12 protein-coding genes are annotated in these 16,146 nt (G+C 35.3%); 4 read left to right on the top strand and 8 right to left on the bottom strand.

Annotated elements, in window-relative coordinates:
* Nucleotides 1-87: 87 nt before the first annotated feature.
* Nucleotides 88-2,964: a phosphoribosylformylglycinamidine synthase subunit PurL gene (purL, locus tag N2201_01205; GenBank protein ID MCX7784838.1), complete on the bottom strand. Its 2,877-nt coding sequence runs from the start codon at nt 2,962-2,964 to the stop codon at nt 88-90.
* Nucleotides 2,965-2,998: 34 nt separating this feature from the next.
* On the bottom strand, nt 2,999-4,312 hold the full coding sequence (locus N2201_01200) for a nucleotide sugar dehydrogenase (GenBank protein ID MCX7784837.1): 1,314 nt from the start codon (nt 4,310-4,312) through the stop codon (nt 2,999-3,001).
* Between the two features lie 396 nt (nt 4,313-4,708).
* On the opposite strand from N2201_01200, the gene N2201_01195 reads away from it, so the two are divergent.
* From N2201_01195 to N2201_01180, 4 genes are all read left to right on the top strand, one after another.
* The gene (locus N2201_01195; GenBank protein ID MCX7784836.1) at nt 4,709-6,058 is read left to right on the top strand and encodes an SEC-C metal-binding domain-containing protein; all 1,350 of its coding nucleotides are present in this window, start codon (nt 4,709-4,711) and stop codon (nt 6,056-6,058) included.
* 446 nt (nt 6,059-6,504) lie between these two features.
* A complete protein-coding gene (locus N2201_01190; GenBank protein ID MCX7784835.1) occupies nt 6,505-6,726 on the top strand; it encodes a hypothetical protein in 222 nt (73 codons plus the stop codon).
* Between the two features lie 3 nt (nt 6,727-6,729).
* Nucleotides 6,730-6,921 carry a hypothetical protein gene (locus N2201_01185; protein ID MCX7784834.1) on the top strand — a complete coding sequence of 64 codons (192 nt, stop codon included), beginning with the start codon at nt 6,730-6,732 and terminating at the stop codon, nt 6,919-6,921.
* 25 nt (nt 6,922-6,946) lie between these two features.
* Nucleotides 6,947-7,924, top strand: a complete 978-nt coding sequence (locus N2201_01180; GenBank protein ID MCX7784833.1) for a hypothetical protein — start codon at nt 6,947-6,949, stop codon at nt 7,922-7,924.
* A 487-nt stretch (nt 7,925-8,411) separates the two neighbouring features.
* Here N2201_01180 and N2201_01175 read toward each other — a convergent pair whose 3' ends face one another.
* From N2201_01175 to ptsP, 6 genes are all read right to left on the bottom strand, one after another.
* A complete protein-coding gene (locus N2201_01175) occupies nt 8,412-8,702 on the bottom strand; it encodes a hypothetical protein (protein ID MCX7784832.1) in 291 nt (96 codons plus the stop codon).
* Between the two features lie 682 nt (nt 8,703-9,384).
* Entirely contained in the window at nt 9,385-9,519 is a 135-nt protein-coding gene (locus N2201_01170; GenBank protein MCX7784831.1) for a hypothetical protein, read from the bottom strand.
* Nucleotides 9,520-10,186: 667 nt separating this feature from the next.
* Complete coding sequence (gene tgt, locus N2201_01165) at nt 10,187-11,302, bottom strand: tRNA guanosine(34) transglycosylase Tgt (GenBank protein ID MCX7784830.1); 1,116 nt, start codon at nt 11,300-11,302, stop codon at nt 10,187-10,189.
* A gap of 273 nt (nt 11,303-11,575) precedes the next feature.
* Entirely contained in the window at nt 11,576-12,550 is a 975-nt protein-coding gene (locus tag N2201_01160; protein MCX7784829.1) for a sugar phosphate nucleotidyltransferase, read from the bottom strand.
* Nucleotides 12,551-12,856: 306 nt separating this feature from the next.
* On the bottom strand, nt 12,857-13,894 hold the full coding sequence (locus N2201_01155) for a bifunctional phosphoglucose/phosphomannose isomerase (GenBank protein MCX7784828.1): 1,038 nt from the start codon (nt 13,892-13,894) through the stop codon (nt 12,857-12,859).
* Between the two features lie 172 nt (nt 13,895-14,066).
* Nucleotides 14,067-15,848 carry a phosphoenolpyruvate--protein phosphotransferase gene (gene ptsP, locus N2201_01150; GenBank protein MCX7784827.1) on the bottom strand — a complete coding sequence of 594 codons (1,782 nt, stop codon included), beginning with the start codon at nt 15,846-15,848 and terminating at the stop codon, nt 14,067-14,069.
* Between the last annotated feature and the right edge of the window lie 298 nt (nt 15,849-16,146).

Here is a 16,146-nt window from a genome sequence, read left to right as displayed (position 1 = left end):
GTATTTTTAGATAAGTAAAACTATACTACAAAAATCTTAAATATAAAATTTCATTCAGATAGCACTAATCTTATTTTCTAATAAGGGCTAATTACTAATCAATGCTTTGCTTAATGTAGTTTGCCAGGTATATTTCATAGTTTGAATTTTAAGGTTAATAATCAGCAGATTATCTGAGCCGTATACTTTTAATCTATCGGTTGAATTGGTTTTACCAATCAATGTGTGTGGCAGTTCTCCCATAATTTTTTCAAACCGTCTTTGATTTTTAGACGAAACCGCACAGATAAAACGAGTATTAGATTGGGAAAAAAGGCATATATTATCTTTGTCGGCAATTGATGGGCAAAAGACCTTAAGGTTTTTCAAAAAGATTTCCGCACCGACATTACCTGCCAAACACATTTCCGCAAGTGCAATTGCTAATCCACCTTCAGATAAGTCATGACAGGCAGAAACTAAACCAGATTGAATGGCTTTATATAAAGCACGAAAAATCTTAATACCTAATTTAGGATTAACTTTAGAACTATTAAACTCAGGATAAGTCTTTCCTATCAGATAGATTAAATCATCTGCTTGTTTGAAATCCATTGTTACAGTCTTATTTATATCCGGAATAATGCTCACTGCAGAAATCAATAATGTTGCTGGAATGGAAATCGTTTTGCCCCTGCTTGATTTATATTCGTTGTATAGACTGTCTTTACCCGAAATAAATGGTGTGCCGTAAATCCGTGCTATATCATAACAGGCTTGGCAGGCTCGAACTAATCCGGCTAAAATTTCTGGTCGTTCGGGATTGCCCCAGCAAAAATTATCCAACAACGCAGTTTTATCCGGGTCGCCGCCAACTGCAACAATATTTCGTATTGCCTCATCGATCGCAGTAGCCGCAGTCCAATACGGGTCTTGATTTTGATATTGCGATGCGATGCCACAACCAATCACCACACCTTTTTTTGATTGTTTTCGCGGTTGAAGCACACAAGCATCAGAAGGACCTTCATTGTATTTTCCGACAAAAGGTTTGATTATTGTATTTCCTTGAACCTCTAAATCATACTGACGAACAATCCATTCTTTACTGGCAACATTATAATCACTGAGCATTTCTAAGACGATTCTATTATAATCTTGACTTCTCTTTATTAGAAACTGCTCGGGTTTTAAAGAAGTTTCAGTTGGTTTGTGAAACTTAGCGACCATTGTCTTTTGTGGTAGTCCTTGGTGCAAGAAATTTAAATCGATATTACCAACTTCTCTTCCCCAATAGCGCAAATGTAATTTACCAGTATCAGTTACTCTGCCAATTACACTTGCTTCCACTTGGTATAATTTACACAAATCAAGAAGTTTTGACAAGTTTTTACTGGGCACAAAGAGAATCATTCGTTCCTGCGATTCCGAAATCCAAATCTCGGTATAAGATAATCCCGCATATTTTAAGGGAACCTTTTCTAAATCAACTTCGGCGCCAGATTTAGCCAATTCACCAATTGCTGAAGAGAGCCCACCACCGCCGCAATCAGTAATCGCATTAAAAAGTGATTGGTCTCGGGCTGAGATTAGCAAATCCGTAATCTTTTTTTCTTCGATTGGATTGCCAATTTGTACAACACTGGAGGAAATTTGTTGAGTGGTATTATCTAATTCTAATGAGGCAAAAGTTACACCGTGAATACCATCACGTCCAGTTCTACCACCGATAAGAACAATTAAATCTTCGGGCACGATTTTCTTTTTTATCTTATTTTTCGGAATTAAACCGACAGTTCCACAATAGACTAAAGGATTACAAACAAATCCCTCGTGAAAACAGACACAACCGGATGCAGTCGGAATGCCCATTCGATTTCCGTAGTCACGAACGCCTTTAACTACACCCTTAATGATTCTTTTGGGTGATAAAACACCAGCAGGAATTTTCTGAAGAGGTAAATCTGGCGGAGCGAAGCAGAAAACATCGGTATTTAAGATCGGTTTTGCGCCTAATCCAGTACCTAAACAGTCGCGAATCACACCACCGATTCCTGTTGCCGCACCACCATAAGGTTCTAATGCTGAAGGATGATTATGCGTCTCAACCTTAAAAGAAATCCCATACTGTTTATCAAATTCAATTACCCCTGAATTGTCTTCAAAAACTGAAAGACACCACTTTTTATTCAGTTTCTGTGTAACTTTTTTGATATACGATTTAAGTAGACCATTAATAATTTGAGTTTGTTTACCATCATCAAAGATAATCCGAGCCGAAAATGTTTTATGCTTACAATGTTCGGACCAGGTTTGGGCAAATGTCTCCAGTTCAACATCTGTCGGATTTCGCCCCAGTTTCCGATAATAGCTTTGAATCGTAAGCATCTCCTGGTCATTTAATGCCAATAACCGTTCTCGAGAAATTTTTCTTAATTGTGCCTTAGTCTTATTAAGAATCTCAACATATTGAACAGCAAATTCCGATTTAACTCCTTGCCTATATCCAATCTCAAGTATTTGGGCACTATCCTTGACAATCTCTTGCACCAAAGGATTATACAGCAAATTTTCCGTAATTTTTTTGATAGTGTTTACCGAAAGATTTGGGGGAAAGACATAGCGTTGGCTGGTTCGGATAAGACAATCTTGGTAACCCAAATCTTTTAAGCCGACCATCACATTTTCTGCTACCGGGTCCATTACTCCAGGTTTATATACGACTTCAATCGTATGACGCAAATTTTTATTAGACCGAATTGACAACTCCTTAACTGTAAATCGCTCCGAAACCGTATCGCAAATAAAATCACGGGTAATTTTTTTTATAACCTTCAAAGGTAAATCAGTAAATAAATAGTAAAGATAAATTATGCTTAAGTCTTTTATTTCTTTAATGCCGAGATCTTGGATACTTTTCTTTAAAGTTTCGACTTCCGGATTAAAGCCTTTTTTCTGAATCGCAATTTCCCATACTCGCGGCATAACAATCTAAGTTACTGATTATCAGAAAGTAGTATTAAACAATTTTCAGTCCCAAGGTATAGACCTTTTTGTAGCCCCGAACTTTAATAAGGTTCCTGGCATCTAAGATAAGTCGGCTATTTTTGAGGATAAAATTCGCATCATAACAACTATGGTCAGTAAGAATCAATACACAATCGGCTCGTTTTAAGTTTTCGGCGGTAAGTTCGACCGACTTATAGACTTTATGATTGATTTTTAACATAGGCACATACGGGTCATTATAGACAATTTTTTTAACTTTATCAGTTAAGAGTTCCATTACTTTTATTGCCGGAGAATGACGGGTATCACCGACATTCTTCTTAAATGCTGCACCAATAATAAAGAGCGAAGCATTTTTGGAACAGATGCAGTTTTCGCCTAAAACCTCAAATAATCGGTCAACCACCTTAAAAGGCATATTTTCATTTACTTGTGCGGCTAATTCAATAAAATTAGAATGAAAATCATATTCGCGTGCCTTCCAAGCCAGATAATAAGGGTCAATAAGAATACAATGGCCACCAATACCTGGTCCGGGATAAAATGGCATAAAACCGAATGGTTTGCTTTTCGCGGCTTCAATCACTTCCCAAACATCAATATTGCCCATTCGCTCGCACATCAAAGCCAATTCATTAACTAACGCAATATTAACACTTCGGAAAATATTTTCTAAAAGTTTTGACATTTCTGCAACCCGCGGATTTGAAACCGTCACGACCTTATCGACAAACTGGCTATAAAAGAGTTCGGTTAACTTGGTACAAGTTTTGGTAACCCCACCTACTACCACCGGGGTTGTTTTAGTCGTAAAGGTCTTATTACCAGGGTCAATGCGTTCCGGAGCAAACGAAAGATAGAAATCCTTGCCGACTTTTAAGCCGGTCTTCTCTAAAATCGGTAAAAGCACTTTTTCCGTTGTTTCCGGATAAGTTGTACTGCGTAGCACAATTAGTTGCTCAGATTTTAAGTATTGAGCAATTTCCTTGCCGGCATCGATAATATATGAGACATCTGGGTCCTTCGATTTTGTAAATGGTGTCGGCACGCAGATATTAATGATATCGCAATCTTTACAAACCCGATAGTTATCATAAGCGCAAATCTTTTTATCTAAGACTAAAGGCGATAATTCATTATCCGCAACATCCTCAACATAACTTTTTCCTAAATTAATTAATCGGACCTTGTTTTTATCAGTATCAATGCCAAAAACTTTATAACCGGCTTTGGCAATTTCTACGGCTAAAGGTAATCCAACATAACCCATTCCAACAATCCCAACTTTAGCACTTCGGTTGATAATCTTATTTTGTAAAGCCATTAAAGCCTCCTGACAAATTTAATTTTAGACTATTTTCAACACCAAATTTTAACATAAGATAACAAAATTTAATTTTACTTGATATTTTTCCAGTTGTCAATAATTCGGAAGTCTTTCTAATCTGCTAACTGCACTTCAAAAAATTAACTAAAAGCTCAGGGAAAAAGTTTGATGCGGATTTCTCTTTGCACTTAATACCAGATTAACGAATAATTTTGTTTCTTCTAAAGTTGTTGTATTAAAGAAAAAAATTAATTGACTTTTAATCTTAAATAAGTTATCTTTTTATTGTGTTAATATCTTTATTAGACTTTATTTTATTGAGCCATTCCATTATTAGACTTTTTTATTAAATAAATATTAAATTATATAAATAATAATGTAAGGAAGCATCGTATGTCTCAGATTGGTCGCAACGACCCTTGTCCTTGTGGTAGTGGTAAAAAATACAAAAAGTGCTGTCTGGTCAATACCAATACCGAATTTGGTTTTGAAGAATTCGTAAAAGGACGCTTGGTTCAAGACCTTCTAAAATTTGCCTACGCCAATTATAATATTGAACTCCACAAAGCCAAGCTTTTTTTTCACCAACAAATGCCCACTTCGGAAAAAATGACTCCAGAGTTTCTCCAACTTGCTGATATAAATTTTTGGGATTGGGTTGTTTATGATTGGGTAATTGATACAAAAACGAAAAAAACTTTGATTGATTTATATATTGAAAGCGGAACGAAATTAACTGCAGAAGATCTTAAAGTCCTTGATATGATGAAGAAAACCTACATTAGTCTTTACGAAGTTCAAGAAGTATTTCCTGAAAAAGGAATGATACTTAAAGACCTTCTTTTAGAGAATGAATATACAGTCCAAGAAAAATTAGCCACGCGCTCAATGCTAAAATGGAATATTTTCGCAACTCGGCTTTTGTCACTTGATAAGAAATATATCATCAGTGGTTGTAATTACCCATACCCAATAACGGACAAGAGTTTGATTGTCAAAAATATTAAAAAATATTATCGAAATTATTTAAGAAAAAATAAAGATGGTTCTTGGCAGGAACTACTCAAAAAAGATAGCCACATTTTTATTGATATTTGGTACGCATCTATTGCCAACCAGCCTCCATTAATTCTCCAAACAACAACCAATGAAGCACTGATATTTTCCAAAGCAACATATACCATTAGCGACATCCCAGCAGTGCTCAGCGGATTAAAAACAATTACTGAGTTTGAAAACATTAAAGATGAGGAATTTATCTGGGAAGACTTAAACCAATATGGCGAAAAAGTTATCTTTGGGAAAATCACCATCCAAAGTAACAAGTTGATTTTTGAAACTAATTCTAAAGAGCGATTAGATAAAGGCAAAGAAATACTTAACAAAAAAATTGGTGACTTCATCAGCCATCAATCGGACGAATTTCAAGAACCTATTGAATTACTAAAACCCCTTAAAGATATGTCAAAATACCAACCGAAAAACGAAATCCCGTTAGAAATTGAACAAGAATTGTATAACAAAGCAATGCGAGAACATTACGAAAAATGGTTACATCAACCAATTCCCGCACTCAACAATAAAACACCTCTTCAGTCCGTAAAGACGAAAAAAGGTAAAATCGAAGTTGTCGAACTCCTAAAACAACTTGAAAACCAGCAAGAATATAATAAACAACAAGGCAGACCATATTTTGATGTCAAATGGCTCTGGAATAAACTCAACCTTACTTACGAAGACTAATACGATACACCCCTTCCATTTTTTGTCTGTTATACTGAAAGAGATTGTCTCTCTAAACTCCATACACCTTTTTCACAAAGTCTCTAAAATATAAACAGATGTCTCACAAAGCAAAGTACTTTATTTTCAATTTTTCCGACCTTATTCCAACAATCCCGCAGAGACAATAACACAGGAATCTTAAAAACGAAAAGCCTGAAAAAGACAATTCTTACGATTGAAGAAATTGAACTGATTGAATATTTTTCTTATTTTTTTCTGAGCATTCTCTAATACGGTCGCGTGTCGCAAGCAATAGTTTTTGATGGTGGCAATACAATCTGATGTTTTTAATAAATTTGTTATTTGACTAATCTTATGCTTCAATCTGACTTTAGTTTAGAAACTTAATTTTCGAATTAACTCTCCATTGACATTAATAGTTGGTTATTTATAATACATTTAAGATGACAAATAAAACAAATACTGATAATTTAGTAATTGTTTGTACCTATCCATTAAACGGCAAGAAACAATACTATAAATCAAAAGATACTTTACAAAAATGTTTTAGTTATTACAATAGTTTCGGTCGTGATAAATCTGTCCATTGGAAAACTCCAAAAACAGAAAAACTCGAAAATCTTCATGCCGTGTGCAGAGATTGTGTAGCCCAATTTATAAGATAACAAATGAATTTCTCCGATTTGATAGCACTATACGAGAAAAAGAAAGAAAAATTTGGAGGAGAAACTTATAAATATATTTCCGAACTGTTGCAAGAAGCAAAAGAATTGCATAAACGGGATTGGCTTAAAAATCCCACAAAAAATAAAGACCATGAACAATCTTGGCGAGCATTCAATCTTAGCAAAAAACCTTAAAATTAAGAATTAATTTTAACATAAAATGAGTTATCATATTTTTTTAATTGGAAAAGAAAATTTTAAATCTTGCATCGAAAAAGGCGTCTACGGAAGCCCCGAATGGCCATCTAATATAAAGACAAATGCCGAAATAATTTCATGTATTTTTGCTATTAAACCTAACGACTTCATATTTTTTTATGTTAAAAATACGGGAATTTATGGGTTATGGCGAGCAACTACCGATCCATTTTATGAACAGAGGAATATTTGGAATGCCGATAATCAAACTTATCCATTTCGATTTTGTTTCGAACCTATTGTAAGAAATTTTATGAGACCAGTTGTACTAAGTGATATTCTAGATTTAAGAGATAAAGGTAAAATTTGGACTTTCGATTTGGGCGCGTTCATAAGGAAAAATCAATATACAATTACAACTGAAGAAGGAAAAGAAATAATTCGGCTTCTTTTACGAAATAATCCTATATATGAACCAGTAACGGGCATAAAAAATCCTTACAAACCTGCGAAAGCCCAAAATATTCAGTTACCATTAGAATGTGATGAACAAGGGAAAATAAAACATGAAGGATTTTTAAATGCATGGTTTATGAAATCTTTCAGTGAAAGTAAGTTGAAAAATTTAGTTGGAGATTACAAAGATTTTTTAAATTATGTACCGACATCATTTAATAAAGTAATGGATTTGTTTTTAACTCACGTTACAACGATTGACTCCGTGGAAATTCTACATAAATTTACTTGCATCGAATTAAAAACCGATATTGTAACTGAAGAAAATCTAAGACAAATTATTGGATATGAAAACTGGTTAGTGCGAAAATTGGCAAATGGGGATCCAGAAATGGTTCAAAGCATTCTCGTCGGCTTTGATTTTGACGACGCTGTCCTTAATTACATAAATAAGAGAAAATTAATTGAAGAAAAATCCGTTAGGTTAATAAAATATAATGTAGATAAACAAACAAATGATATAATTCTGAAGGAAGTATTGTGAATAAAATTATAAATGTAAAAGAAATTGAAAGCGAATTTAAAACTTTACAAAAAATCATGAAATTAAAGAGGAAAAAGATAAGTTTAAGAATTTTTTGAGTTTCCTAGAATTGGATTTTTATGACTGGATAAGAGAGAATTTAAAAGTTTATTTCAAAGAAGTTGAAAAACCTAAAAGGCATACAGGATACTTGTAATTATCGTTCTAAATTAAAGAAAAACAAATCGGGAAACCGATTTACTGTCCGAAATGTCACGACTGGATTAAATTTCCCTCTGATAGTGAATCCGATTATTCCTACGAATATTTGGAAATGTTATCTGTGTTTGGGGAAACTCTGATAGACTAAAGACCATCGGATTTCTTTACGAGAAATTGTCTATGTTGGGGAAATTCTGATAAATTAAAGATAAGCATATTCTTTTCCCTCTGGTTTTTTAATGTTCCATCCGGCTGTATTTATTAATTGACAATCTCTTTAACCATTTCAATCATACTTTTGTTTTAACCACCGGCTTAACTGACACCTTCGGTCACCTAATAGGCAAGCCGGTCGGCAAGCCAGGGGGCAAGCCGGGGGGCATACCCCTCGGCAACCCTCCGGCATACCCTTCTGCCCGCCCAACCTACAGATACTCAGATTGTCCTTTAGGTGACCGAACGATTTAACCTCTGGATTATCAATAGGATAGCCGATAAAGTCGCCTAATCTTTTGCCTTCTCGGTCAAACAGGCCTGTGGCTCTTTTGATTAGTACCGGCATTTTTATTATAGCCATTAAATCCTTATTCCAATTTTCTATGAAATTTAATTATCTCTCTTTTGTTATGCCTATAAAATACCTTATTCCCAATTTTTCACACAATTTGATTATATCTCTAAAGTCGCAGATGGAATTCTTGATGATTTACAGCGTAAAGCAAAAGCAGGTTATCGGATTATCTTCTTTCCCCGACTTAGTGACGCGGATGTTCCCAAATAAGTTATGAATTGTCTTAAATTTTGCTTTTACTTAAAAGATAAAATAATAGAATTTATTAAAACGCATTAGGAGGAACAATGCAAGACAATATTTTATTAATTATGTGTATCGAAATACAAGAATTAGAAAAATTGTTATCTATAAGAGTAGAACAACTACAGCGGATTTTATATTGCAATCACGAGTGGAAATTTACCGGGTGGTGACAAACAATGTAAGAAATGCTCCATCAAGGCATTACAATTAGACGAATATTACAAATTTTATCACGATAAATTTTTCTCGTCCATCCTTATAACTGAAGATTGACAATAAGTTAATTATTTTATAATACAGCGAACCGAAAAAAACTATATGAATTCATTGTGACCACACCAAGATTATCAGAAATCGTGGTATTAACTACATCTGAAAGATTAACATTAAAGGTCTCGTTCGGCACATACTTAATATCACCATTAACGGTGGCGTCAATCCGTTACGAAACTACACCAAAAGCAAAAGTCAAAAGACCACTTGCTGAAGCATAGTCATTATCATCTATCGTTGCGGTGCCATCTGAGGTCGCATAATTCACAGCCACATTCTGATAACTCGGGTTAGATAAAGTCACATAGAACCCAAATGACTTTGATAACTTGAGTTTCAATCGTTTTATGATTCTCTTATTGGTTACAACTTTAGGATTTTGTGCTGTATGTCTGATAGCGTCTTTCTCTCAAAATACTAAATTGTTATGATGATGCTCCGTTTTAATACTGAGATTGTCTTTTATCAATATCTTTTTGTTTGCTATCGTTAATAGAACAGGAAAGCGATTATGGAATAGATTTGATTCAAACCGCAATCCAATGATTTTTGTTCTTTGTCTCAACTGTTGCCAACAAAAACTCTCAGCAAAGTTACAATAAATTACTGCTGAACATTTGGCTAATTAGCCAAAGCCGTAGTTGATATTGGAAAGAGAATTATGGCAATTGAGAGCAGATTGCATTCTGATGAAGAAGCGATCTACTTGAACCTAATTCTTTACAAGAATATCTATGGTGGATTAATTTATACTACAAGGAACTTGAAAGGACGGCGTCAAGAATTTTGGGTAATTTCTTCTTTCTTCCATTAGGTGCGTTCTCTTATTATTATTGAAATTGTTCATCATAGGAGAATACACCTTTATTTTTAACACATCAAGTCTAAATCTACACAAAATATTTATTATACATTACCAAATAGACAACACTTATTATATCAATAAAATAATCTGTAATCTGAAAAATTTTTTAATCTTTATTATTATGGGAGGAATATTGAGAAAGGAATTGCTGAGACCAACTTAGAAAATCTTCTTGTTCAATATGTTTTCGGATATTTTTTATGAGGGTAAGAAAGAAACTTAGATTGTGTAGGGTTAGAAGTTTTGGACCTAAATATTCGCCAGCGATAAATAGATGTCTGAGATACGCCCGGGTAAAGTTTTTACAGGTATAACAATCACAGCCTGGGTCAAGAGGCGTAAAGTCAGCAGTATATTGGGCGTTTCGGATGGTAATTCTGCCCAGACTGGTAAATGCGGTGCCAGTTCGACCATTACGAGTCGGTAAGACACAGTCAAATATATCCACTCCTCGTTTAACTCCTTCAATAATATCTTCGGGATAACCTGCGCCCATCAGATAGCACGGAAAATTATGGGGGATAAAATCTCGGACAACATCAATCATTTCATAAGTGACTTCTGATGGTTCGCCTAAACATAATCCGCCAATTGCATAGCCATCAAATCCTAAATCAACCGTTGCTTGAGCAGAGATTTTTCTTAATTCAGGATAGGTTGCACCTTGGATGATACCGAAAAGATTAGTTGTTTCTTTTTTAGTATTTTTACTGCGTTCTGCCCAATTTAAGGTTTTCTGCATTGCTTCTTGAGCCACTTCCTGAGAAACCGGGTATGGTGGGCAGACATCTAAACACATTGCAATATCTGACCCAAAACTTTCTTGAATTGCGATTACTAACTCAGGCGTAAAGAAATGGTATGAGCCGTCGATGTGGGATTGAAATTTGACTCCTTCATCTGTAATTTTACATAACGATGCCAAGGAATAGATTTGAAATCCGCCAGAATCAGTTAAAACTGGTTTGTGCCAACTGATAAATTTAGAAATTCCGCCAGCAGATTCAATTATTTTATGTCCGGGTCTTAGATAAAGATGATAAGTATTACAGACAATCATCTCTGCGCCCAGTTCACATAATTCTTTTGGTGTTATTGTTTTAACTGTGCCTTGAGTTCCAACTGGCATAAAGATGGGTGTATTGACAATACCATGAGGCAAAGATAATTTTCCCAGCCGTGCTTTACAATCAGTTAGGCTCTTAGTAATCTCAAATTTCATAGGAAAATAAAGATTGGCTTGACAACACTTTCAGGTAAAGACATTTTACCTATTCGTGCTTTACAATCCATAAGTATCTTAGCAATCTCAAATTTCATCGTTAAATAAAGACCGCTGTATTTTAGGTAAAGATATTTTGCCTTGTCGTGCTTTGCAATCAGTTAGGGTCTTGGTTAACTTAAATTTCATAGGAATCCTTTCTAATTATCATAAATAAAGAAGTGCGGTGAGCGAATGCTTTATTTTCCTTTGGGACTTTGTGGTAAAATAAAATTATCCCAATTCCATTTCCGAAAAAGCGCCTAAGTTAAGTTTTCGGGCTCGTTCTCGGACGACTGCATTTTCGCTTAAGATTGAGCCTTCAAGTAAACAATTTTCCACATATGAATCCTGATTAATAATTGAGTCCCGGATAATTGAATTTCGAATCTCAACTTGTTCTGAAATGGAAACAAACGGACCGATAACGGATTCTTCAATGATTGCCGAGTCATCAATATAAACTGGCGGAATAATTACTACTTTTTCTCTGGGTGTAAAATAGTGGTTGGATTGAAGCAGATAACGGTTAGTTGTGATTAGTGCTTCGGGCGTTCCGCAATCCAGCCAATATTCTACAGGAAAAGTTTTGATTTTGATACCCTGCTCAATCATTTCTTGCAGAGCATCAGACAATTGATATTCCCCGCGAGTCTTTCTGCCTTCTTGGACAATTTTTCTGAGATTATCGAAAAGCGGTTGGGCATTTGTAAAATAGTAGATTCCGACTAAAGCCAGATTACTTTTGGGCTCAAGCGGTTTTTCCGTAATTCGGGTGACATATCCGCTACGCGTCTCCACGATACCAAAGCGTTGAGGAGTGGAAACTGGTTTGATGCCAACTAAATTTTCCTTGCCAATAAAAGCCGAGAAATCTAAATCAAGAATGGTATCACCTAAAAGAATCAACACCGGTTCTGACTGAAGATAGTCGCTAACACGATAGATAGCGTCACCTAATCCCATTGGGTTTTGTTGTTCGACAAATTGGAATTTTTGCGGATAGTTTTTGGTTAGAAAATCTTGAATCTGTTTTCCTTGACTGCCGACAATAACAATTATCTCGTCAGGATTTATTGAAATTATTCGGTCCAGAATATGACCTAAAATTGGTTTACCAGCGACTTTGAGTAAAACTTTTGGGGTAGTCTGGGTATGCGGTTTTAAGCGTCTGCCTTCGCCAGCAGCAGGGATAATTACTTTTAACATAACGGCTCCTTGCCTACTTTATTAGTAAAACCATAAATATTACCTTTTTCAAAGAATATAACAACCTTGAACATAACGGCTCCTTGCCTACTTTATTAGTAAAACCATAAATATTACCTTTTTCAAAGAATATAATAACTTTGAACATCACTGTTCTTTTCTGCTTTATTATCGAAAACACCTATATTATCTTTTCCAAAGATATTATTCACTATTAGCATAACTTATTTTTTGCCGATACTAACTGTAGACTGCTCTGCGTAAATTAAATTTTGCTTCTGAATTTCTCTTATCATCTTTAGCGCCTTAGCGCCTTGCCAGCATTTTTTTCAGTTCATCAATAGCCAAAACGGGCATTGGGTCAATGTTTTGCAGATATGCCAAATAAAAACTGATTAAATCGCCTTGCATTATTAACGAGAAGATGCGAGTTAAATCTGCTTTGCCATCAGCATAAAACTTTTTGAATTTTATATTTTTTACCTTAGATTTTATTTTTATATTTTTTACCTTAGATTTTATAATTTTCAAAGTTAAATCAACTCGAAGCAAATTGCGGCGATGGGTATTGGAGTCAATTAGGATTAGAAAATAATAAGGTTGTGTAAGACTGGTAGAATCGGCTAAAGCCACAATCTCATTATGGTCTAATTCCGGAAATACATTCCAATGACAAAAAGTTTTGCCATTTTCGTTAAACTGTGCCTGCCAGCGAAGACCAACCGGATTAAAAAGATGGCTGGTGGTATAGATAATCGGAAGGCTATTTAACAATTCACGAGCCAATTTTCGGGCCTGAATATTATATTTTTGCCGATTAGTTATAAGAGTATTAATCGTTTCATTAATCGTTTGAGTCGTTTTTTTGATTATTCCGATTTTCTCCAAAGTAATTAACTGAGGAATAAATAAATATCCAATTGCTGAACGCGGGGGTAGACCTGATGGAATTTGAATACAATCTATTTGATATTTCTTACATAACTCTAATAATTTCCCTCCACTGGTAATCGCAACTATCGGACAACGGCGTTTACGGGCAAGATTAAAACTTTCAAGCGTTTCCTCAGTATTACCCGAATAACTCACTGCAAAGACCAAACTCTGTTTATTGGCGCATCCTGGTAAAGTATAATCTTTAGAGATAATAATGGGAATATCCAAAGTTGTCCAAAATAGACTACGGATAATTTCGCCACCAATTCCTGAACCACCCATACCAGTAATAACGATATTAGCTGGCTGAAATAAAAGTTTAGAACTGAATTTATACCTTTGCGCGATATTGTAAGCATCTTTAATCTGGTCAGGCAAATTATAGATAAGATTAAACATTTTATTCATTAGTAATCCTTGCAGACAAACTGCTAATCACGACAATTTGATAAACCTTAAATACGCCTTGGAAACACTTGCGTTCCGCATCTGTATCGGAAAAGCCACATAAAAACAGTCAGCGCAGTCAATATCTTCAAGGAAAAGAATTGATTTTTTCCGTCTTTTCATTAATACCATTTTAGGCTTGATTACCGCTCTGTACAGTTGCTAAAAACTTTGCTAAATCCGGAAACTTGGTTTTTATATTCTCTTGGATAAAATCACTGACTTCTTTCGGTGTTGACAAAGTCAGAATTTGTTGGGCAATTTCTTTCACAATACTAAAATCAATGCTCCGAATAATCTTTTTGGCAATTGGTATCGCAAATGGTACCATTGATAACTCGTCAATTCCTAATCCCACTAAGACGATAACGCCCAACGGGTCAGAGGCAAATTCACCACACAAACCGACCCAGATGCCATTCTTGTGAGCCGAATCAATCGTCGATTTAATCAATTTCAGCACAGCCGGATGCAGATGGTCATAAAGTTTTGCTACTCGGTCATTATCTCGGTCGACCGCTAAAGTATATTGCGTCAAATCATTAGAACCAATCGAAAAAAAGTTACATTCTTGGGCAAACTGGTCTGCCAATAAAGCACAGGCTGGTGTCTCCACCATAATCCCGACCTCGAGATTCGGGTCAAACTGCACACCTTTATTTCGTAACTCATTCTTGGCTTGTTCAATAATCAATTTTGCCTTTCTTAGTTCTTCGATACTGGAAATCATTGGTAGCATCAACTTCACATTACCTTTCGTGCCCGCGCGTAAAATCGCTCTGATCTGATTTAAGAAAAGTTCCAGATTATCAAAACACAAACGGATAGCGCGCCAACCTAAAAACGGATTAGATTCAAAATAACCTGGAATTAACTTATCACCACCAAAATCAAAAGTTCGGATGATAACTGGATAGGGCTTCATCTTATCCGCAACATCAGCATAAATCATCGCCTGTTCATCTTCTGAGACCGGACCTCTTTTGGCTAAATAGAGATATTCGGTTCTAAAAAGACCAATACCCCGAGCACCGTTTTCTAAAGCGGTTAAAGTTTCGGCAACAAATTCAATATTTGCTGAAACATCAATATGCTTACCATCTAAAGTTGACGATTCCGATTCTTTAAGCGTTGCCAGATAACTGCGTTGCCTTTGAATACTTTCCAGTTCTTTTTTATAAAAATTAATGCGTTTTTCGGTTGGCTCAAGAATTAAAAGACCACGCGAGCCATCAAGCACAACTTGGGAAGAAACCGAAGAGACCGATTTCATCAAATGCTCAACACCAACAACTGCAGGAATTTCTTTACCTTTAGTCATAATTGCGGTATGAGAAGTTTTACCGCCAACTTCAGTCGCAACACCAGCAATGCGTTCGCGGTCTAAAAGTGCAGCCTCTGAAGGTAACAAATCATGCGCAACAAGAATTGACCCAGGACTAACCTCATAAATCGAAGGTAAAGCCTCACCGGAAAGATTACGCATCACTCGAGTGGAAACATCAATAACATCGGCCAAACGCTCTTTAAAGAACGGAGTCTTAGCATCGTTTAACGGTATCAAATATTTTTTTAATATCTCAGAATAAGCAAACTCCGCATTGCGTTTTTCGTTCACAATGAAATTAATAGTGCCATCAATTAACTCAGGGTCATTCAGCAAAGCAATCTGTAAAGAAATAAGTTCAGCCAAATCAGCGCCCATCTCTTGACGAATTTCTTCTTGCAAAACCTTAAGTTCTTGCTCTGTCTCTCGAATCGCCTTTTGGAAACGGCTAATTTCATTCCTAACCTCATTATGAGGAATTAAGCGTTCCCGAAAATTAGGAACAAACCGCTTAAAAACAAATACCCTTCCCATCGCGATACCAGGAGACACCGGAATACCACGAAGAATTAATTCCTTTTTAGACATTAAAACTTTCCTCACTTTTTAACTTGACTTTGATAGAAGAAGCAATTCCTTTTTAGACATTAAAACTTTCCTCACTTTTTAACTTGTCTTTGATAGAAGAAATAATTCCTTTTTAGACATTAAAACTTTCCTCACTTTTTAACTTGTCTTTGATAGAAGAAGCAATTCTTTTTTAGACATTAAAACTTTCCTCACTTTTTAACTTGACTTTGATAGAAGAAGTAATTCCTTTTTAGACATTAAAACTTTCCTCACTTTTTAACTTGACTTTGATAGAAGAATTAATCCTTTTTTAGAC

It is taken from the genome of candidate division WOR-3 bacterium, from assembly GCA_026418155.1.
GTDB lineage: Bacteria > Hydrothermota > Tepidihabitantia > Tepidihabitantales > CAIPLT01 > JAOABV01.
This window is presented reverse-complemented; position numbering and strand designations above follow the sequence as displayed.

Coding starts and splice junctions, on each gene's coding strand:
- N2201_01175 (MCX7784832.1), bottom strand. CDS start 8,702: ATGGCTATAATAAAAATGCCGGTACTAATCAAAAGAGCCACAGGCCTG.
- N2201_01160 (MCX7784829.1), bottom strand. CDS start 12,550: ATGTTAAAAGTAATTATCCCTGCTGCTGGCGAAGGCAGACGCTTAAAA.
- ptsP (MCX7784827.1), bottom strand. CDS start 15,848: ATGTCTAAAAAGGAATTAATTCTTCGTGGTATTCCGGTGTCTCCTGGT.
- N2201_01190 (MCX7784835.1), top strand. CDS start 6,505: ATGACAAATAAAACAAATACTGATAATTTAGTAATTGTTTGTACCTAT.
- N2201_01195 (MCX7784836.1), top strand. CDS start 4,709: ATGTCTCAGATTGGTCGCAACGACCCTTGTCCTTGTGGTAGTGGTAAA.
- N2201_01200 (MCX7784837.1), bottom strand. CDS start 4,312: ATGGCTTTACAAAATAAGATTATCAACCGAAGTGCTAAAGTTGGGATT.
- N2201_01155 (MCX7784828.1), bottom strand. CDS start 13,894: ATGAATAAAATGTTTAATCTTATCTATAATTTGCCTGACCAGATTAAA.
- N2201_01185 (MCX7784834.1), top strand. CDS start 6,730: ATGAATTTCTCCGATTTGATAGCACTATACGAGAAAAAGAAAGAAAAA.
- N2201_01180 (MCX7784833.1), top strand. CDS start 6,947: ATGAGTTATCATATTTTTTTAATTGGAAAAGAAAATTTTAAATCTTGC.
- tgt (MCX7784830.1), bottom strand. CDS start 11,302: ATGAAATTTGAGATTACTAAGAGCCTAACTGATTGTAAAGCACGGCTG.
- purL (MCX7784838.1), bottom strand. CDS start 2,964: ATGCCGCGAGTATGGGAAATTGCGATTCAGAAAAAAGGCTTTAATCCG.